At 40.0% G+C, this 21,555-nt stretch carries 16 protein-coding genes; 5 read left to right on the forward strand and 11 right to left on the reverse strand.

Going from position 1 to position 21,555, the window contains the following annotated elements:
- The first annotated feature begins 1 nt into the window (after position 1).
- A complete protein-coding gene (locus A9970_RS01605) occupies positions 2 to 1,801 on the forward strand; it encodes a chloride channel protein (protein WP_075992018.1) in 1,800 nt (599 codons plus the stop codon).
- Between the two features lie 91 nt (positions 1,802 to 1,892).
- On the opposite strand, the gene A9970_RS01610 is transcribed toward A9970_RS01605, so the two are convergent.
- From A9970_RS01610 to A9970_RS01640, 7 genes are all read right to left on the reverse strand, one after another.
- Positions 1,893 to 2,483 (reverse strand): riboflavin synthase, encoded by a 591-nt coding sequence (locus A9970_RS01610; protein WP_046675860.1) that lies wholly within the window; start codon positions 2,481 to 2,483, stop codon positions 1,893 to 1,895.
- Between the two features lie 655 nt (positions 2,484 to 3,138).
- Complete coding sequence (locus tag A9970_RS01615; RefSeq protein ID WP_088161078.1) at positions 3,139 to 3,732, reverse strand: RNA polymerase sigma factor; 594 nt, start codon at positions 3,730 to 3,732, stop codon at positions 3,139 to 3,141.
- Between the two features lie 198 nt (positions 3,733 to 3,930).
- Positions 3,931 to 5,421, reverse strand: coding sequence for an arylsulfatase (locus tag A9970_RS01620; protein ID WP_182981061.1), 1,491 nt, complete (start codon positions 5,419 to 5,421; stop codon positions 3,931 to 3,933).
- Positions 5,418 to 6,941, reverse strand: coding sequence for a sulfatase-like hydrolase/transferase (locus A9970_RS01625; RefSeq protein ID WP_182981062.1), 1,524 nt, complete (start codon positions 6,939 to 6,941; stop codon positions 5,418 to 5,420). The genes A9970_RS01620 and A9970_RS01625 overlap by 4 nt, the downstream gene beginning before the upstream one ends.
- Positions 6,942 to 6,996: 55 nt before the next feature.
- The gene (locus A9970_RS01630; protein ID WP_182981063.1) at positions 6,997 to 8,652 is read right to left on the reverse strand and encodes a RagB/SusD family nutrient uptake outer membrane protein; all 1,656 of its coding nucleotides are present in this window, start codon (positions 8,650 to 8,652) and stop codon (positions 6,997 to 6,999) included.
- Between the two features lie 17 nt (positions 8,653 to 8,669).
- Positions 8,670 to 12,098, reverse strand: a complete 3,429-nt coding sequence (locus A9970_RS01635) for a TonB-dependent receptor (RefSeq protein WP_182981064.1) — start codon at positions 12,096 to 12,098, stop codon at positions 8,670 to 8,672.
- A gap of 184 nt (positions 12,099 to 12,282) precedes the next feature.
- Positions 12,283 to 13,458 (reverse strand): FecR family protein, encoded by a 1,176-nt coding sequence (locus A9970_RS01640; RefSeq protein WP_182981065.1) that lies wholly within the window; start codon positions 13,456 to 13,458, stop codon positions 12,283 to 12,285.
- Positions 13,459 to 13,828: 370 nt separating this feature from the next.
- On the opposite strand from A9970_RS01640, the gene A9970_RS01645 reads away from it, so the two are divergent.
- Entirely contained in the window at positions 13,829 to 14,254 is a 426-nt protein-coding gene (locus A9970_RS01645; protein WP_182981066.1) for a hypothetical protein, read from the forward strand.
- Here the strand turns inward: A9970_RS01645 and A9970_RS01650 are convergent.
- The 3 genes from A9970_RS01650 to A9970_RS01660 form a co-directional block, all read right to left on the reverse strand.
- Positions 14,235 to 15,107, reverse strand: coding sequence for a DMT family transporter (locus A9970_RS01650; RefSeq protein WP_182981067.1), 873 nt, complete (start codon positions 15,105 to 15,107; stop codon positions 14,235 to 14,237). The genes A9970_RS01645 and A9970_RS01650 overlap by 20 nt on opposite strands.
- Entirely contained in the window at positions 15,094 to 15,912 is an 819-nt protein-coding gene (locus tag A9970_RS01655; RefSeq protein WP_182981068.1) for an alpha/beta hydrolase family protein, read from the reverse strand. The genes A9970_RS01650 and A9970_RS01655 overlap by 14 nt, the downstream gene beginning before the upstream one ends.
- A gap of 74 nt (positions 15,913 to 15,986) precedes the next feature.
- Positions 15,987 to 16,562 (reverse strand): Crp/Fnr family transcriptional regulator, encoded by a 576-nt coding sequence (locus A9970_RS01660; protein ID WP_182981069.1) that lies wholly within the window; start codon positions 16,560 to 16,562, stop codon positions 15,987 to 15,989.
- Between the two features lie 214 nt (positions 16,563 to 16,776).
- Between A9970_RS01660 and A9970_RS01665 the strand changes: the two genes are divergently transcribed.
- The 3 genes from A9970_RS01665 to A9970_RS01675 all read left to right on the forward strand — a co-directional run bounded on the left by A9970_RS01665 (position 16,777) and on the right by A9970_RS01675 (position 20,302).
- The gene (locus A9970_RS01665; RefSeq protein ID WP_182981070.1) at positions 16,777 to 17,298 is read left to right on the forward strand and encodes a GNAT family N-acetyltransferase; all 522 of its coding nucleotides are present in this window, start codon (positions 16,777 to 16,779) and stop codon (positions 17,296 to 17,298) included.
- A gap of 331 nt (positions 17,299 to 17,629) precedes the next feature.
- On the forward strand, positions 17,630 to 18,691 hold the full coding sequence (locus tag A9970_RS01670; RefSeq protein ID WP_182981071.1) for a helix-turn-helix domain-containing protein: 1,062 nt from the start codon (positions 17,630 to 17,632) through the stop codon (positions 18,689 to 18,691).
- A 99-nt stretch (positions 18,692 to 18,790) separates the two neighbouring features.
- Positions 18,791 to 20,302 (forward strand): PQQ-dependent sugar dehydrogenase, encoded by a 1,512-nt coding sequence (locus A9970_RS01675; RefSeq protein WP_182981072.1) that lies wholly within the window; start codon positions 18,791 to 18,793, stop codon positions 20,300 to 20,302.
- 282 nt (positions 20,303 to 20,584) lie between these two features.
- On the opposite strand, the gene A9970_RS01680 is transcribed toward A9970_RS01675, so the two are convergent.
- Positions 20,585 to 21,364, reverse strand: a complete 780-nt coding sequence (locus A9970_RS01680) for a hypothetical protein (protein ID WP_182981073.1) — start codon at positions 21,362 to 21,364, stop codon at positions 20,585 to 20,587.
- Positions 21,365 to 21,555: the final 191 nt, after the last annotated feature.

Here is a 21,555-nt window from a genome sequence, read left to right on the forward strand (position 1 = left end):
TATGAGAAACCTCAAAAGACGTTTTTTTAAAAAAATAGACCAGATCAATCAATGGCGGATGAAGAAAGTTTCTAACCGGAACTTTATCATTATACTCGCGTTTTTGGTTGGAATTGTTGGTGGTATTATGGCATCTGTGCTAAAAAGATTAACCCATTTTATTGCAACAACTATACAGGATGATATCGATTGGAAAGTAAAATACTCGGTTTACTTGATTTTTCCATTAATCGGGATTCTGCTCAGCGTGTTTTTTGTTCGCAAATTTTTGAAAGGGAAGAAGATGGAGCACGGGATTACCCCGATTATTTATGCCATCAGTCGGAAAGGCAGCCGATTGGATCCCAGCAATATTTATTCTCAGGTGGTGACCTCGGCTATTACTGTTGGCTTTGGCGGGTCCTGTGGTTTGGAAGCTCCTGTTGCTTTGGGTGGTTCTTCTATCGGTTCTAATATCGCCCGTTTCTTTGGATTGCAGTATAAGGAAGTTACCATGTTATTGGCTTGTGGTGCAGCTGCAGGAATTTCAGGCGCCTTCAACAGCCCTTTGGCAGGAATGATTTTTGCTATCGAGATCTTGCTTCCCGAATTTTCAATTCCAGTGTTCATTCCTTTGCTGATCTCATCGGCATTGGCTTCTGTTGTCTCTCGGGTGCTTTATAATGAACCCTTATTCAGTACGTTCAATTCCGATTGGCAAGTTTCGGCATTGTTGTTTTATTTGCTATTAGCTGTGCTGATTGGGCTTTATACGATTTACTTTGCACGTGTTTCCAGGAGTGTGGGGAAATGGTTTTCTAAGATTAAGAATCCCTATAATAAAGTGTGGGTCAGTGGTATTGCCTTAGGTCTGATGATTTTTGTATTCCCAGCGCTGTATGGTGAGGGCTATATTACCATTCAGCAGATTCTCAATGGTCAGTTTAACTCGATTGTTAAGAACAGCTTGTTCTCAGACTACAAGGATATGGGATTAGTCGTCCTGGGCTATACGATATTGACTTTATTTGGAAAATCCCTTGCTGCATTATTTACCTTAAATGGCGGTGGAAATGGTGGGGTATTTGGGCCAAGCTTAGTGATGGGAGGTCTGTTGGGCTTTGCATTTTCTTATGGTGTAAACTTGACGGGAATTGCCGAGTTAAATGTACCAAATTTTGTGGTAGCAGGGATGGCCGGTGCGTTGAGCGGCATTATGCATGCGCCGTTGACGGGCATATTTTTGATTGCAGAAGTGACGGGAGGTTATACCTTGATGGTTCCATTGATGCTGGTTTGTTCCATTTCCTATTTGATTAATCGGTCGGTTTTAAAGCATTCCATTTACACCAAGGTATTGGCGGAGTCTGGTGATCTGATTTCTTATGAAGACAAGGATCGATCCGTGTTAAGTATGATGCGGATAAAATATGTATTGGAAACTAATTTTGTGATCTTACGCCCTGACGAAACACCAAAAGGTCGACAAACCGACATCATCCATAGTAAACGCAATATCTTTCCGGTGGTGGATTACGAAGGGAAATTTATGGGGCTTCTTTATAGCGAGTTTCTATTTTCGGTATTATTGGGCGAAGTGGATGGGGGAGATACGACCTTTGAAAAATTAGCCCAGAAGCCAAATGATACGGTAGGAATCAATGAAAACATGGAAATTGTGATGGCTAAAATGAATAAGGACGACACGTGGATACTTCCAGTTTTAGGGGATGAAAATAAGTATATGGGCTTTGTTTCCAAATCGAGTGTATTCAACAAATATCGCGCGTTACTGATACGTCAGGGGCATTATTTGGAATAAATCGAGTACACATTGTTAGAACTCGAAATGAAGCGTGTTCGGATAGGCTTCCTTGGGTTGGCTTTAAACCCAAGGAAGCACAGCAAATTTTTTAAGCACGCAAAGCCATAATCTTTGTGACATATTTTCCGATAATATCAAATTCCAAGTTGACTGTGCTACCCACTTCAACTTGTTGCAAATTGGTATGCTCTAGTGTATACGGAATGATAGCAACGGAAAACTGATCGTCTTTTGAGTCTACTACGGTCAAGCTGATACCATTTACGGTAATGGATCCTTTTTCTACGGTGATATTTTGTTTGGAAACATCATATTGAAAGGTAAAAATAAAACTACCATTTTCATCTTTCTTTTGGATACAACGCGCAGTCTGATCCACATGTCCCTGGACGATATGTCCATCAAATCTTCCGCCTGCCAAAGTACAACGTTCCAGATTGATCAGGTCGCCCACCTTTAATTGAGCGAGATTTGTCTTCTGTAGGGTTTCATCAATTGCCGTAACTTTATGTAGATCATTGTTCAATCCCACAACGGTAAGACAAACGCCATTATGACTTACACTCTGGTCTATTTTAAGTTCATTGGAAATAGCAGAACTGACGTAAAAATGTATATTGCTTTTTTCCTGTTCGATATTTTCTATTTTTCCTAGGGTTTCTATGATTCCAGTAAACATGATATTTTTTTTGATTTATTCCAAAGTTACTAAATAATTAAATGAAATATCGCTGTTTAGATAGCACAAATACTGTCGCGATAAGTCATGCCTATGCAAATTGAAACTAAACTTGATATTCAAGCCAATTGGATCGCTAAAAGGAGCTTTAAAAAGGGCAACCCCTAATTTCGAGCCTGTCTATTGAGCCAATTGAGTCTATAAAGAAAAGATTAATTGATAAAATGATGCAATGAGGTGACAGATCATTCTATAGTAAATTTAAATAATGCAATGGTTAAATACTGTGGTTGAGACTAGCTGAGCGAAGCTACCAAAAAAATAGCCTGTTGAAAAATGCAAAAAGATTGTAGTGTACATTGTACACTTACTATTCCTTTTGTGATTGCTGTGCTAAAACAAATTTATGGGAGTTGAAAAAAAATATAACAAAATTTTTGTTTATATCATTTGAACCACTATCTTTGTCCTAGGTTTAGGTTGATTGCCTCTTACAAAGAGGTATTTATAAAAGCTTAGCAGGTCGCCCGACCGAATGCTAAGCTTTTTTTTGTGATCGTTTTTTTTGATTATTACTCCACTAAACACTTAATAACAAGCTGTTTACTTTCTTTTATAAATTTCTGGGAGGAGGATGAGGGCTGTGTGGTAGCCGTTAACTTTTGAAGGTATACCATGCTGTCAGCATTAGGATGGTGAGATATTCAAATTTTTTCGATTTGAAACGTTCTTTTAACGCATGCAATGCTTTGGATCTCGCATAATAGATGGTTGATGCGGTTGTGTTCAATGTTTCACAAATTTCATCTGTATTCAAGCCTTCCAAAAAACTGAGCTTGCAGATCTGAGCTTGTTGTTTGGGAAGCAAATTGATTTCAGCAAGTAACAACTCGGTGAGTTCTGTTCGGAATATCTTCTTGAGTACATCTTCATCCGGAACTGACATATGCTGCAGAATATCGAGTTCCTCTTTCCGTATTTTGAATTGAGTAGTTCTTTGCATATCGATACAGGCATTTTTAGTAGCGATAAAAAGAAAGGCTTTGAGGCTTTCATAATGCTCTACCTTTTGTCTATTATTCCAGAGTTTAACAAAAACATCTGAGACAATTTCCTCGGCATCGGTTTTATTGCGGAGATAAGAAAAGGCAAAATAGCGTAAAGAATGACCAAAATGATCCATAAAAAAGCATAAAGCCATTTCATCACCTTCTTTCAGTGTATTGATGTATGATTCTATTTGCCGCATACTTGGTTATTGATCGTTTTACGTTGGCCTTCGGGATATGTTGTGCTCCTTATGGTCAATACATCATTCAATAGGTAAATTCACATTCGAGCCCCGCTATGGATTGCTTGGCTAAATTACATAAAAAACTTGGGTTGTCATGATTCAATCCGGACAACCCAAGTTTTTTAAGATTAAAAAATTAAGAAAGAAATCGATTTATTTTTTAATCATCTTATTCGCTACAATCTCCCATTCCTGTATATGAGCAGGCTGGTGTTCATTATTGACAATTTCATCGAAATGCTGCAGCATTTGTGGGTGCTGTGCCGCGATATTTTTTTCTTCCCAAGGGTCTGTTGTTAAATCATATAATTGCCATTTTGCTTTAGGGTTTTTCTTCAGATCGAGTTTGACGGCCTTCCAGCGTCCTTCGCGTATGGCGATCTGGCCGCCCTTTTCTGGATATTCGAAATAAAGATATTGATGTTTTTGTTGGTTCTTTTCACCCAGCCAGGTTGGAAGGAGGGAGAGCCCATTGCTGTGGCCGGGGCTTTGTTGAACCAGCTGAGCGAAGGTAGCCATGAGATCGTACTGGGCCGAAATCAAGTCTGTTTCGGAATTCGCTTTGATATGGTTGGGCCACCTGACAATTAACGGAACTTTGATACCGCCTTCAAAAACATCCATTTTCAATCCTCGAAGTGAATCGACACTGCGAAAAAAACGATAATCTATGCCTCCATTAAAGCCAGTTCCGTTGTCACTGGAGAACAAAATAATGGTATTGTCATCTATTCCTAATGATTTGATATGCTTCATAATAGTACCGACCTGGTCATCCAGATAGGTGATCATACCTGCATAGGTTGCTCTTGGATAGGGGGTAGCCGTATAGCCGTCCTGTCCGTAATAAGGTTTGTCATGGAAGAGGTCCTTATATTTATCTACATATTCCTGAGGAACTTGTAGTGATAAGTGCGGCAATGTATAAGGAAGGTATAAGAAAAAAGGTTTGTGTTGGTTTTTGTCGATAAAAGCCAGTGCTTTCTCTGTCATTAGTTCAGGTGCATATTCCTTACCGTCAAACTGTTTGAATTCCTCCGCCGTGGCCTTACTGGAATCCAAAGGAGAATGGACAAATTTTTCCTTGTTTTGAAGGGGATATTTTGTTTCATTTTCCCAAAGATGTGTTGGGTAGTAATTGTGTGCCTGTTTTTGGTCCAGGTAACCGAAGAAATAGTCAAATCCCTGTTTATTGGGGCTTCCGGTGGAATTATTCATTCCAAGTCCCCACTTTCCGATGGCAGCGGTCTGATAACCGGCTTTTTTAAATAGGTGAGCCATGGTATACGTTCCTTCAGGTAGTGGCATCTGGCCACCCTCGAGGCTATCTGCGAAACCGCCCAATTCATAATTTCCACGAATATAAGATTGGCCACCATGCTTGCCTGTTAATAACATGCAACGGGCTGGGGCGCATACTGGTGTACTTGTATAGTGGTTTATAAAGCGTAAACCTTCATGTGCCAGCTGTTGGATATTTGGTGTTTTGATCAATCGTTGTCCATAGGGCTCAGTTTCGGCATAACCTAAATCGTCCGCATAAAAAAATATGATATTGGGCAATTTATGCTGCTTTTTCTTTTGTTGTGCAAAAAGAGTCCCCCATCCGAGGAGGATGAGGGAGAGTCCAACTTTTAGTTTCATTTTTTACGTTCTCCTTCCAATAATTGCTTGAGTTCAGCGACCTTTTCTGGATATTTTGAAGCCACATTATTCTTTTCGCCGATATCATTTTTAAGATCGTATAACTGATCTTCCGGAAGACTTCCTGTTTCAGTATCGGTTAATTTCATGTAGGGGGAACCTTTGCTTGGCGCAATATATTTCCATTCGTCCTTTACGATGGCAAGTGTCTGTGCATGCTGAACCATACTGCTACGTCCCTTATTATCCTGACCGGTTAAGGTTTTCAAGAGTGGCGCGCTGTCTTTTGCTTCATCTGCCTTTAGTGGAACATCCAATAATTGGGCACTTGTTGCCAAGAGATCTATTTGGCTGATCAATGCATTGGAAACTTTTCCCTGTGCAACGCCCTTGCCACTTACGATAAAGGGCACGCGAGTTCCACCTTCGAAGATGCTATATTTGCCACCGCGTAGTGGACCTGCGGGTAAATGGCCATTTTGCTGGGCCACAGCGCCATCCATATAGCCGTCGTCGAGAACGGGGCCGTTGTCGCTGCTGAAAATTATAATCGTGTTTTTGTCAAGTCCCAAAAGTTGCAATTGCTGTTGAATTTGTCCGACGGTCCAATCCAATTGAAGAATTGCATCGCCGCGGTAGCCAAGTTTGCTTTTACCTTTAAATTGTGTTGCTGGCATGCGAGGGACGTGTGGTTCTGTCAAGCAGAAGTAGAGAAAGAACGGTTTGTTTTGATGTTGCGAAATAAAGTCCTGGGCTTTGTGAAGAAATGTTGTGGAAACTTCTTCATCTACCCATCTGGCACGTGTTCCACCGCTCATGTAACCGATTCTTCCGATACCGTTGACAATAGTTTGATTATGTCCCTGGCCAGGTGAAGAATGCATTTTGAGCAGTTCGGGATGCTCTTTTCCTGTGGGGTCGTTACCTATTTTCTTTTCATAGTCGACCAGGATTGGATCATTGGCCTCTGCAGCGACGACCTGATCATTTTCAAGGAACACTGTTGGGACGCGATCTGCTGTTGCAGGAAAAATGAATGAATAGTCAAAACCTACATCATTAGGTCCGGGTTTGATGGGGGCATTCCAGTCTTTTTGGACCTGATTTCCGAGTCCCATATGCCATTTGCCAACAATGGCAGTAGCGTAGCCCGCATGTTTAAATACTTTGGGTAAGGTGATTTTATCAGTAGGAACGATTAGCTTGGCATCTCCTGGCAGAATGCCTGTTCCTTCCTGACGCCAGGGATACGTTCCGGTCATCAATGCAAAACGAGAAGGGGTACAAGTTGCCGAAGTACTATGAGCATTGGTAAATCGTACGCCGCTTTGGGCGAGCTTATCCAGGTTGGGGGTTTCGATTTGTTTAGCACCATAGCTGCTTAAATCACCAAAACCAAGGTCGTCAGCATAAATATAGATCACATTCGGTTTACTAGCCTTTTGGGCAAAACTAATCGTGGGGAGCGCTGCGAAAAGGCTCGAGGAGAGTAATAACGTTAGGGATAGTGGCTTCTTCATATACGTTAAATTTTGTTTAGAGGGTATCGTTTGACAATTGACGATACCCAAGATACTATTTTAAATTTGGATTGATATTAACTTCATTTTGCGGAATTGGCCAATGTTCATCTTGGCCAGCCCGGAAGGACTTGCTGGTCACATACCATCGGCTATAAGGGTCTTTACTTCCACCGGATTTTATACGAAGATTTTTCGCATTTGGAAATGGGGCGCCATAAAAGTCACCTTTCAGTACATCCTTTGCGATACCCCAACGTAGTAAATCCCAATAACGAAGTCCTTCCAATGCGAGTTCAATACGTCTTTCGTTGCGTAACGTCGTGCGCAAGGTGGTACTACTTTGGACGTTAATGGCTGGCATATTAACGCTGCTTCTTTTTCTGACAGCGTTGATGGTTTTGTCCAGTAGGTCGCTGGTAATAGGATCTCCATTTTCGAGTTTGGCTTCAAGGTAACTCAGGAGAACTTCGGCGTAGCGTACAATAGGAACGTCGGCTCCAGAGTTTTGTAAGTTTCCACTAAACCCTTCGTCGTTGAACTTGCGTAATCCGTAGCCCGTACGTGTGGCCTGTTTTGTGGTTGTCAATTGGTCGATAGATAGGGTGGAGTCGGGGTGAGACGTATATTTAAGGTTTTTGAAACGGTCACCATTCGTTATCACCGTGAAGGATAAACGCGGATCCCGGTTTTTGCTGATGTCTTGCGCATTATACCGCGCATCATCGTACGAAAATGCCGTTCCATCGGTGAAACCATAGCTTTCTACAAGACTACCGAGCGGGCAGTGAAGGTGCCAGCCGCCTGCGATTGCCGGAAAATTGTGCTGAAACATACCGTTTCCGGCAAGATCAACCAAGTACTGCGTGGCAAAAATAATCTCTTTACTCGTTTCGTTGGTTCCATTAAATAAGCCTGAATAGTTAGGATCTATGCTATTTTCATTGGCATTGATGATCTGCTCATAGCTTTTGATAGCGTCGGCGTAAGATTTTTCTGCCAGTTGGATGCGTCCAAGGAAAGCGAGGGCTGCCTGTTTACTTGCGCGGCCCCGTTCTGCGGTAGTCAATTTGCCATAGTTAGGTAAGTCGTTTGCTGCTTCCTGCAATTCACGCGCGACAAATGTAACCAATTCCTGTTTTTTCGCTTTGGAAACCTGATTTGCTTCACTGGGCGTTAAAGTTTTGGTAATTAAAGGGGCATCACCCCAGTATTGGGACAGGTAGAAATATTGGCAAGCACGAATAAACCGGGCTTCTGCTTTAAATCGTGCGAGTAGATCTGCTGAAATAGGAGTTTTATCTATGTTTTCAAGAAAATAATTTACACGGGCGATTTTCTTGTAGGTATACATCCAATAATTGTCTAAGTTGCTATTATTGCTTGTTAATGTACCATCGGATAGTTTATTGAAAACCGAATTATCACCACGTCTATCGTAGGCATTGTCCGAAGCAAACTCCAGGTAAAGCAGACCGTTATAGGACCACCAATCTGTAGGGCTGAATTCGGCGAGGGAGTTCATTTGTATTTCCGCTTTGTATAATCCTGTCAGCGCTGCTCGAGCATTCGTTTCGTTTGTCCAAAAGGTTTCGTTGGCAAATTTATCCAGTGGATTGGTTTCCAGTTGTTTTTTGCAACTGGTACTTAGGCTTGATGCAAAAAGAATGCATAAGGCCAATTTTATAGGTTTGTATGAGATGTGTATCATGGTTTTTTATCGATTGGTTAAAAACTAAGGTTAACCCCAAATGTAAAATTGCGCATAATAGGGTAGTAGGCTCCGCTTGAATTGATTTCGGGATCCCATCCTTTTCTATAGTTGCTTTTCGTGAATAGGTTTTCGGCATTTGCGTAAACCCTTAGACCCGACAATTTCCATTTGTTAAGGATATGCTTAGGAATGGTATAGCCCAATTGGATGTTCTTGAGCCGTAGGTAGCTCGCATCCAGTAACCAGTAGTCTGATAGCAGGGTATTTGGTGTGCCGGTATTCGGCAATTGTTCAATTCTTGGATATATGGCATTTCGATCGGGATTGGCTGCAGTCCATCTGCCGTCAGCTTGCCAGCGTTGGATATTGCCGTTTTGTGTCAACGCAAATCCAGCATAATTGTCCAATAAGCCTTTGACACCGCTTACACCTTGAAGAAGTATTCCTAAGTCAAACCCTTTGTAATTCATTCCGATATTCATCCCGTAGGTGTATTTGGGGATGCGTGATCCAATTACAGTTCGGTCGTATGTAGCATCTACTTTTCCATCAGGTACACCGTCGGGGCCACTGATGTCCTTGTATCGGATATCACCCGGTTGCGGTTTGGGGTTGATGCTGGTTTGATTGGCATAGCTTGCAATATCGGCTGCGTCAATAAACAAGCCATCGGCCTGATAGCCGTAGTAGGCTTGAATCGGGTAACCGATAAACAGGGTGGAACCATTTCCCACTAAGCCATTCGGTTGATTGATATTGCCGACTCCCAAATCGACGACCCTATTTTTGACCGTAGAGAAGTTCAGATTTACGTTGTAAGAAAAATCATTTAATTTTTTTTGATGCCCTAGTGTAAATTCCCATCCTGTATTTCGAAGTTTTCCAGAATTTTGTACACCTACTTCAAAACCCAAAATTTTGGAAACACTAGAACCTGGGCTCACCAAAATATCGTAAGTATATCGGTTGTAATAGGTACTGCTGAATGTCAGTAAATTTTTAAATAAAGCCACTTCAACGCCCGCATCTGCCGTTCGGGTCGATTCCCAGCGTAGCATAGGGTCAACAATTGTGGTTCGGGCGACCCCTGGAGAAATAGTGTTTCCAAAGGGGTAATTGTAACCCGGATTTAAAACATCCTGGTATGGGTAGTTAGAGACAACGCGCTGTTGGACATTATTGACAATATTTTGGTTACCGAGAATCCCATAAGATCCTTTGATTTTCAATTCGTCTATCCAACTATAATGGTCTTTTATAAACGATTCTTCGCTTAGTAGCCAACCTACTGCAATCGAAGGGAAGGTGGCATATTTTTTATTCGTTGGAAAACGGGAAGATCCATCGTATCGAACAACACCTTCGACAAGGTATTTCTTGGCATAATTATATTGTACGCGTGCAAATAACGATTCCAATGCCCACTCAGTAGCAGTACCAGTGTTTTGTTGTCCATCTGGTGAACCTACATTTAATTCGGTAAGATCATTGCTGGGGAAATTCTGGCGGTAAGCGCTTAAACCTTCGCTGTAGCCTTTCTCGAAAGAATAACCGCCCAATATTTTCAAGGAATGTTCCCCGATCGTTTTATTATAGTCTGCTAAGGCCTGAAAAGTTTTATACGTTTCATAAGGAGCAGTTTGATTGAGGTTGGAAGGTCCGAGCGTAATGGAATTGTTGATCCGTTGCGAAGCTCTGAAAAGTTTTGTGCGGCCATTCGTCTGTGTATAGCCCCCAATAGCAGACAAGGTCAGATCTGAAATCGGTTTCCAGTCGAGTCTTGCGTTTCCTGAGATATTGGACACTTTTTCTTTGTAGAAGGATTCGCTCTCCAGGAAAGATACAGGTGTCCCCTTCAAGTTATTCCCTGCGCCCCAGTCGCCATTGCTCAGGCGTATCGGGTATATGGCTGGATAGCGAATCACCTGAGAAATAATATCCGTCATGCTGGAGAAGTCAAGCGTTGCTGGTGCTGCCGGTTCGTCTGTTTCGGTCTGAATTGCCGCTACCCGCGTAGTTAATTTGAGCTTGTCATTGAGGTTTGATATGAGATTGAGGCGGACATTGTATTTGTCAAAATTGTTTTTGATGACAATACCTTTTTGATTGAGAAAGCCAGCAGATAAGGTGTATTGTATTTTATCAGTTGTATTGGATATATTTAAGTTGTGGCCTGTTTGCGCCGCTTGGGACTTGAATGAACTGGTCAAGTAGTTACTATTTGGATAGTTATCGGGATCCGAGCCATCTTTAAATTTTTGGATCTCCTCTGCGGTGTAGCCGCCGCCGCCACTTGTCGTTTCATTAAGCAAGGAAGCGTACTCCCAAGAGTTGACAAATTCGGGGAAAGCTGTTGGTTTCTGGATACCGTAATAGGCATTGTAATTGACCGTTAATTTTCCACCTGTTGCCCCGGTTTTTGTTGTAACCAGAATAACGCCGTTGGCGGCTCTAGCTCCGTATATGGCTGCCGAAGAGGCGTCTTTCAGTACCGAGATCGATGCAACATCATTTGGATCGATATCATTGAAGGAATTGGTGGGTATACCGTCGACTAAAATAAGTGCGTCGGTACTTGCACCGAACGAACCCACACCACGGATCTGTATGGTATTGTTTGCTGCTCCAGGCTGACCAGATCGTTGTATGACGGTCACACCGGGCATTTGACCTGTGAGGGCCTGAGCAAGTTGTGGGACAGTACGTTTTGCCAACTGCTTTCCGTCCACCTGCGAAACCGAACCGATTAATTCTTTCTTTTTTGTCGTACCGTATCCTACGACGACGACTTCTTCCAAAGCATCGACCTGTTGGCTAAGTTCAATATTCAGGTAAAGCTGGTTGGATAATGGGATTTCTTTGGTTTGGTAGCCGATCATTTTAATTACGAGTACGGCATTATTATTTGCTTCGATCTGAAAGTTACCACTTTCATCTGTCGTGGTTGCTCTAGTCGAACCTTTTATCATGATCGTCACGCCCTGGAGTATTGTTCCTTTACTATCGTGAACATTTCCTTTGAATGTGCGGGTTTGTTGTACTAACGTGTAGTTATTTGGAAGCTCATAAGTCGGATAATTTGTTTTTAACTTCGTTACGACAAGCATATTGTCCTGAAAACTCCAATCGACAGGTTGGTCTTTTAAGAGAACCTGTATGGCTTTTTCTAAAGGCATATTACGAACCTGCGCCTCAATTTTAATGTCGGCAAGTTCTTTACCATTCAACAGAAAGGGGACGCCACTCTGTTTTTGGATGGTACGTAATACCTGCACCAAAGACATTTTTTGGGCGTTAATAGTAATTGATTGTGCGTAGCTAGCTGCCGACAGCTTAACAACACATGCAAGGGTAAAAAAGGCACTAAGCTTCATTTTGGTCTTCCATTGCTTGGGTATGTTCACAGCAATTCGATTTCTATGAACAAGAAAATTAAAATTCATAAATTTGTTGAATTAGGGATATAATCTATTATTAAACTGATTGGGTAAATCGGTCAAAAATGGAGATCGCTATTATGGCCGATTAATGTTCGTAGCATTGGTCGGCTTTTTTAGTATCTCGTTTGGTCTCGTTAGGTTGGTTTTCTCATAATTGTTGTTTTTGGGTTATTTTATGGATAATTGGTTAGTTTGAAACAAAGAGTTTACGAACTCCATTTTCTTGGATCAATTCAAATTTAATATGGCTACGCTCCAGGATCTTTAGGACTGCCGCGAGACTTTTCGTGCGTTTAATTTCGCCATATAAAAGTGTTTCTTTTATCGGTTGCGTGTAGATGATTTGCAGGTCATACCATTGACCGATCAGTTGTAGAGCAGTATGAAGGTCCGTTTCATTAAAATAAAATTTGTTGTCGAGCCATGCGATGTAATTAGCGGGATCGACCACTTTTTTCGATAGTTGACCCGAAGCTAAGAGCGCTTGCTGATTGGGCTTGAGCTGTAATGTTTGCCCTTGCGCCGATAGATTGATACTTCCCTCCACAAGCGTTGTAGTACTTTGGGATTTCGAATAAGTGTTTACGTTGAATTCAGTACCCGTGACTTCAATTTGTTGCCCGTTGGAAAGGACATGGAACGGTACCTTTTTATTTTTTGCAATTTTAAAATAGGCTTCGCCGTCCACTTCAACAACACGTTTGTTTTTTGCAAAATGAAGTGGGTATTTAAGTGTTGTTTTTGCATTGAGCGTAATCTCCGATCCATCTTCCAATTGGAGTTGCAGCATTGTGCCTGCGGGGGTATTGACTGTGGCCATCAGATCTCCTTTTAAAGATGCGTTTTGAAGGATAGTACCGTCTTCGTAGGTTAAATTGTCTCCTGAAACCAAAGCTCCTTTCTGACTCGATACCTGGAGCACTTTGCCGTTCGAAAGCCGTATTTCTGCCTGGTTGCTCTGTGCTTCTACGTCATTTAAGACGATTCGATTACTGACTGGTGCAACTTGTTTCCTAACCATGAAATACATCAAACCTCCTAAGATTATGCTTATTAAAGCTGCAGCGTAGGGAAGCAAGCGTTTCATATTTCTGATGGGGGATGATTTTACCGCAGTGGTCCGAATTGTTTCTAGGGTCTTTGCTTTTAAACTTTCGTTCCAATCCATTGTATCTGAATCCTGAAGCGCGCTCCATTGATTCAAGTCATTTATCAAGTCATGGCTATCCAGGAGGTCTTCAAAAAAAATACGATGTTCTGCTGATTCATCCAACCATAACTTTAAATCAGCCTTTTCATCGGACGTTAAATTGTCGCCAATGTACTTTATGATTAGTTGTTTGATATCATCAGTCAATCTCATGGTGTATAATTTTAGATAGATACGTAACAGGAAGGATAAACCTTAGTAAAAAAATGAAAAAATAATCAGGGGTAGCGTGCCGACAAATATTAAGGTCCAAGCGTTCAATATCGTCAATACCACGTCCAATATTACTTTGACATTTATCTTTCAAGGATTAATTTGCACCTTTAAAAAGATTATTTTCTTTATTAAAGCTTGATGTTAGTGGGATTTTTCAGCTGTAACTTGTGAAAAACCAGCGTTGAATTCAGTTTTGGAATTGCAGCTCCCCGCAGGAACTGGTCGAAATGTATTAAAGGGAATAAGAGGGAACGAGGAGTTCAGGCCTATTCGCCGCTTTGTTTATTTATTTTAAAATAGTGTGCTGATGAAAAGAAAGCTAAGTTTTATTTTCTTGCGAGTTATAGGGTTTAGTGTATTGACGACCTTTGTCCTTACAGCTATACTTCAGGCAAATAATGAGGCGGCAAAAAGAGCACGGTGTTACATGCCCTTATTTACTGAATTGCTGCTTTCATTCGTGGCACTCTGTATTGCGATTGGTACGATGTCTATTTTTCTAAATCTAAATAAGCAATTCAGAAGCAGTAGGCTCGCACGGGCACTATCCTTTGTTTTATTGCCCGCCGCAGTTAGCCTATTGTTTTCGTCCTTTCTGATCCAAACTGGTGGAGCATCCAACTTATTTGAAATGCTCCACATGGCTGCAACCATAGTTCCGGTATGGGTGCTGATCTTATGGCAATATAATAGATTTAATCATTGGCTGGCTACTACGACTTACCAACATTAATTATAATGACGGCCATTAAAATCAGGAGTATGCCAAACCATTGGAATCCTGAAACAACTTCCTGTAGAACCAACATGGCAGATAAGGTAGAAACGGGAATTTCTAAACTGGAAATAATATTTCCCATCGCTATGCCGGTTTTTGGGATTCCTTTTGTAAATAGTAAGGGTGGAAGAATAGTTCCAAAAATGGCAATCAATAATCCCCAAGGTAATGCATTAGGTTGCATATACCGAATAATATCAATGTTCCAAAATGCTACGATGAGCAGCAGTCCGACTAAGACCAAGAATTGGCTACGTATCGGACTCGGTAACTCTTTCTCCACTTTGCTTGATGCATAAATTGCCAGCGCATAACTTATTCCCGCTCCGAAACCCAGTATTATTCCTCTGTAATCAAGGTTATTATTGTTTTGGAAGAGATTGGTTGCTAAAGTCGTGCCTAACAAAACAATAATAACTCCTGTTATCTTGCCCTTTGACGGAAACTTTTTCAACAGCATAGCTTCTGCAACCAAACTTATCCAAATGGATTGCATCAGTAAAATAATTCCAACGGATACGGGGATATATTGGATGGAGAGATAGTAAAGTGTTGTTGTTAGACCAAGGGAAATGCCCCAGACCATCAGTTTAATTTTTGATGAAAATTTGATGACTTTATGTTCTTCTGCATTACGCTTTGACAACAGATTAAAGGCTAACAAAAAAAGAAAACCAAACATAAACTGCAGAAAGGTCAACAGACTTGTGTGTATCCCTAAATGGTTTGCATATTTCACAATTGTTGCGAGCAGTCCATAGCTGCAAGCGCCGGCAGCAACATAGAGTGTCGATCTATAATCCTTCATGTTGAAAGTAGTTTTGAAATAAAGCCAATTGTTGTGATAGTGATTTGCTCCAATAAGCAGTATCGTGTCCTCCTTTTGATTCGATGTAAAGGTGCTCGATGTTTTTGTCGGTCAGATGCTTGTGGAATATACGGTTCATTTCCAGCATTTGTAGGTCCTCGGTCCCACAATCGAGGATATAGCGTTGTTTATTTAGTTTCATTTTATCTTCGTTGCTGTAGATGCGGTCTACATCGTTCAGATTTTTATAATCGCCCAATACCTTGTCTACCTGATATTGCTGGTAGGCTTGTCCGAAGCGGTCGAAATCAATAGCACCGCATGAACTTCCGACGATCGAAAATGTCTGTGGATAGGCTATGCCGATGTGCAATGCTCCGTAGCCACCCATGCTCCAGCCCAGTATTCCGCGCGCATCTCGGTTTTGTTTCGTCGGGTAGTGATGATCGATGTAACTTACTAGCTCATTTCCGATAAAAGTGGTGTACTGTACATGTGGATCGATGGGACTATCTACGTACCAAGAATTGAAATTTCCATCTGGTAGTACATAGATCGTCTGAAATGTTTTTGCTTTTTGGATTAAGTCCGGAATGTCTTCTTGCACGGTACGGGTGGGGTTGCCGCTATAACCATGGAGAATATAAACTGTTTTATAATTGATCCCGTCTTGCATGTCGGGTGTAATTATAATGGTTTCAATATTTTTGTCCATTTTGGTACTATGGATTTTTGTCTTAACGACTTTTTGTGCCGCCAGTGGTAGGCTAAGGGCAGAAAATAGGAGCGTGTATACTGTTTTCATATTTTAAAATTTTGTCTCTATAAGGCAAAATTCAACAGTTTAATCTTTAAAAACGTGTACACATGTTGATGGAATTATTCTTTTAATTCCTTACGGATACGGCTTAATTGCGTGGGAGTTACACCAAGATAGGAGGCGATATGATGCTGCTTGAGGCGTTTGAAAAGCACCTGATTCTTATGAAGTTCAAGATAACGTTCCTTTGCAGATTCCCACTTGAGCTCGATTTCAAGTGGTTCTTTTTTGACAACCCAATTCTTTTCCAGGTAGGCTATCTGAAAGAGCGCCAAATCATGCTTTGTGCGGACAAGCTCACGGAAAGCCTTGGCTGAATATTGAATTAACTCCACATCTTCGAGTGCAATGATGTTGAAGGTGCTCGGTTTTTCTTCAATGATGGCGGCGGTGGAAGCGCAAAAGCTATTTTCTTCAAAAAACATTTTGTAGATAATATTGCCATCAGCGTTTGATTTATAATAACCTAATAATCCATTGCATATAAAATAATAGTACTTAGCATATTCTCCAGCACGTAGAATATGTTCATTTTTTTTGAACTGCTTCACCTGAAAGATAGTTTTCAAAATTTCTGTCGTAGCTGGGCTAAGCGCAGCATAAGTATTCATTTCGAAGAGGAGTTTTTCTATCATACCAAGTGACTGTTTTTAGTATCTTAAGCTGTATTGTGGAACTATTTAGCAAAGTTAGGTAAATACCGAAGATTCTTTGGAAGCATGTTACTTTATTTGAGTAAAGGATTTTTAATGACTACATCTTCTAAACCTCGCAGTGTCGAATTGCGCAGGATTCGGATTTTTTAAGTTTTTAAGTATATAGATATTTGCATTATAAATATTTTATGCTATGGAAGTTAAAAATTGTCTAACAAGCGATATTGAAGATATAATGGCACTTTATGATGCCGCCAGAGATTTGCAAATGCAGCGGAAGATGGTCGTTTGGCCTTCCTTTGAATATTCATATCTAAAAAAGGAAATAGACGAGAGCCGTCAATGGAAAATCGTTATAGACCATATAATAGCATGCAATTGGACCATCACCTTTGAAGATAAGGAGATTTGGGGCGAAAAAGATAAAAACGATGCTATTTATATTCACCGTATCTGTACGAATCCAAAATTGAGGGGAAATAGATATATCGATGAAATCGTAGACTGGGCAAAAGAATATGCAAAGAACCTTGGAAAACGTTTTGTCCGCCTTGACACTTTGGGAAATAACACAAAATTGATTCAACATTATACTTCGGCAGGTTTTAGTTTCTTAGGAATGGTTAAATTGACTGAAACAAACAATTTGCCGGCTCATTATCAAAACGAGAGAAATTGCTGTCGCTTTGAATTAGATCTGCAAATTAGGAATTGATTCCTAAATCACTATTTATATCGCTCAAATATTTATATTTGAGTGATATAAATAGTGATGCCATTAACGATGTTCTCTCCACTAACCATACTGAACACTATTGCGAGTATCTCTGCTTTAGTTCACTCATCTAGAATGCAAGCCTTAGCCAAAATGGATAGGGGTGCAATTGTGCTAAAAACAGGGCAAAAAGTAACGAATTTACTTAAGCAGCATCTTCTTGTTAAAATAACTATTCAACAAAAAGATGGCGAAGTCTCCAGATTATCTGTTTATCCGGCAACTTATATCGCTATCACAATAGCAGGAATCTCAAAGAGGGGAGGGCAGTATGAGCTTTGCTGAAAAAATTCTATTCTTTATTAGTTTGTTGGGAGCATTTAACGCGTTCATTTTAGGTGTTTATTTTATCTTCTTTACAGCTAAGAAATATTTGCCTAATTACCTTTTAGGTGGATTGCTGATGGTATTGAGTATTCGGATTGGCAAATCGGTTATTTATTTTTTTGACGCCAATTTACCACGGACATTTCTTCAAATCGGGTTAACCGCATGTCTTTTTATCGGACCTTTTTTGTATTTCTTCATAAAATCTGAAATCAGAAAGATTAAAAGATTACCTCGCCTGTGGTTATGGCAACTTGTCGCCTGGTTTGTATTGATTGTTGTAATCGGTGTTATTTACCCTTACCAATATTTTGCGCCTTTATGGTGGCATTACATCATCCCTCTCATTTATTTTCAATGGGGGATTTATATTGTTTTTTCAGTCTTTTTACTGATACCAATAATAAAAAAAGCGTTTGGTAAAGAAGAAATAAAAGTTTTTGAAAAATGGATATTGACCATATGTGGTGGGGTATTGCTACTTTTTGTATCCTACGTTTGGGCATTTTTTAATATTACCAAGGGCAGCTATATCCATGCCGCTATTTTCTTCTCTTTGATTATTTATCTCGTCATATTTACATTGCTTTATCGAAAAAAAACGAATGACCTCTCTTCTTTCTCTTTGCAGAAATATGCAGACAAAAAAATAGATACTGAGGAGGCAAAGCAAATAATAGGGAAGTTAACACTGGTAATGACTGAAAAGGAGCTTTTTAAAAATCCAAACTTGAAGATATCAGAGTTGGCAAAAGCAATCAATATTTCCACTCATCAACTTTCACAGATTCTAAATGAAAGTATTGATAAGAATTTTACCCTTTTTGTGAACGAGTATAGAATAAATGAGGCCTGTAAACTATTGTTAAGTAATCCAAACCTCACGGTTGAAGCTGTGGCGGATGAAGTCGGGTTCAATGCAAAATCAACTTTCTTTGCCGCGTTTAAAAAGATACAGGGTATAACTCCCAGTGTTTATCAGAAATTAAATACTCCAGAATTATAAAATCGTAGTACCGCATTTAGGTTATAAGACCCTAATCATAAAAGTAAGGTGCAAATTTGAGCGTCAAATAAAAATTTTATTACTTATCAAAACACTTTTATGAAAAATGTAATTCTGACTCTCTTGTTAATTGTCGTTATTTTTTTTTCCGCATTTTCTCAAAATCAGCCGACAGAAAGACAGCTAATAGAAAAGACAATAGAGCTTTATTTCGATGGTTGGGCAACCGGAGATAGTACTAAATTAGGACAGGCTATGCATTCTTCCTGTCATTTAAAGAACTATAACAATGGTAAATTTGTGGAGTTTACCAGAGATCAATACCTCCGTTTATTCAAACCTCATGAGCGCAACAAAAATTTAAAAACGCGCATAGTGGCGATGGATATTACTAACAATATGGGGAGCGCAAAAGTTGAAATCAGCACGGAGAGAGATCTATATATAGACTATTTTAATCTGATGAAAACCAACGAGGGCTGGTTTATTGCCGATAAAGTTTCGACACGAACAACCCATAAAATAGTTGATGTAAACGCTATTTTACCGAAAAAGGAAATCATCATAGAAGGTTTAAAACGGCCGTGGAGTATTGCTTTTATGTCAGAGAATGACGTGCTGATATCAGAGAAAGAAGGCCATCTTGTGAAGATTAATCTTTTGACCAAAGAAAAGACTAAGATACAAGGTTATCCAACCGATTTGGAGGATAGCATCGCTGGTTTTGGGGACAATACCGGGAAATTTGAAATATTGTTAGATCCCGATTTTAATACAAATAAGTATGTTTACTTATCGTATGTCGGCAAAAAGTCAGCGAGCAGAACGACAAAAATTATAAGAGCAGTGCTGAAAGACGACTCCTTACAGCAAATTAAAGTCCTTTTTGTCGCTGAGCCTTATACGAAAGAGCGGTATCACTACGGTGGTGGAATGGTGTTTGGGAACGATGGTAAACTCTATTTTACCATTGGCGAAAGATTGTTTTCTGAGCAGGATGAACCAATTGTTCCTATTGCACAAAATGTCGAAGATAAAAGAGGGAAAATTTATCGAATTAATTCTGATGGAACTATCCCAAAGGATAACCCGGATTTTGGAAGTAAGGCGACTCCTGGATTATATGCGATAGGAATTAGGGCGGCGCAAGGAATAACGCTTGATAGAACTCATAACAAAATATGGTTTACCGAACACGGTACGCATCAAGGAGACGAAATTAATGTGCTCCATGCAGAAGCGAATTACGGTTGGCCAATGAAAACGACTGGGAAGTATCGTTTTGCGGAATTTGCACCCAAAGCTATCCCCAATAATGTCTATACGGATCCTGTATGGTACTGGTTACACACTGTTGCACCTACTGGGGTACATTTTTATTCGGGAAGCGAGTTTGCAGCTTGGACGGGAAACTTGCTTGTGGGCGGATTGTCGAAAGGTAGTTTATGGCGAATGGTTATCGAAGGGGAGCATGTACAACGTGTTGAGGAATTATTTACTGATGATAGAGTAAGGATACGAAAAGTGACACAAAGCCCCATGGGTAAATTATATATTCTTACGGATGAAATTGATGGTAAGTTAATCAGAGTAAGAAATGCAGCTTTCTAAGCGGAAGCGAGTTATTGCGAATATTTCCATCGAAAGAAATTGCTAATAAAACACGGAGATTTCTTATATAACATCAAGGAGGAAAAGGGGCTTACGGCAGATACATATAAAAAAATCGTCCGGGCGATTCATAGTGACAGGTGTCGCTAATGTGTCTGCCGTATTTATAACCGGCTTTATACCGACATTGAGGTTTTTACTGTGGGGTGTCATTTCTCCTACGGATGTTATCGTTGCTACAACTGCTTTTGAAGAGATTGAAGGCTCCGAAAAAAATGCTTGCTATTCTTTTTGGATGTAGTACTCGGTTCCATTCAGACCGACATATATTTCCTTGTCGAGGTCGCCGCGATAGCCAATAAACAGCGGATACTGCTGTTCACGTAATGGATTATTATAAAGCTCCTCAATATTCGCATATTTTGCTTTTACAATGATTTGATTGGTCTCACTATTTTTTATTCCCTTTAGTAAAGTGTTCTCACTGGTAAAATCTACGTAAGGTATTTCTTTTCTTTTGGGGCGGAAAATCAATTTAACTCCTTCTTCAATCAACGCCTTATTTTTTATGCGAAATTCCTGAATGGATTGCTCTTCCGGAAATATTTGTTTTCCGCTCTGGTTGTCTTTGATATGTTGAAAGAGTGTATTTTGATCTATGCTGTCGCTATAATAAACAGTTGAATTTTTGTACAGATAAATTGTTGTTTCACCTGTTTTAAAATCGGTGGCATTGTATTTATATACTCGTGTTCCCTTTTTATCGATACGGTAGCGTTCACCATTGAATAGTACCCAAGCATAGTCTTCTGTTCCATATTTAATGATCTCGGGATTATTTACATGGAAAAGTTGGAAATTGTAATCAGCTTCGAATAGTTCTGCTTTTTCAAAAAGTGCCTTTATTTTAACGTTTAGTGATTTGTCACAGTAGCCAAATAAGCCGTTCTGCATAAGTGTCGGAATTAAATCAGGATACACCAAATCCGTTAAAGCTAATTTATCTTGGGCATGAGTAGGTATACTTAAGAAGGTTAAAAGTAGTAAAACAAAATTTTTCATCCGTTGTGCTATTTAATGTGCATAACAAAACTATCAAATTAGATCTGTTAAAAAATCAATGAAAATAGTGATTTTTAATCAGGGGAATATTAGTGCCAATTCCCCGTTAAAAATTAATCCAAATTTTCTATCTTTGTGGTCTGTTATACTATAGCTAACATATTATCTGGTCTTACTCGAAAGACAACTCT

The organism is Sphingobacterium sp. UME9, assembly GCF_014170215.1.
Taxonomy (GTDB): domain Bacteria; phylum Bacteroidota; class Bacteroidia; order Sphingobacteriales; family Sphingobacteriaceae; genus Sphingobacterium; species Sphingobacterium paramultivorum.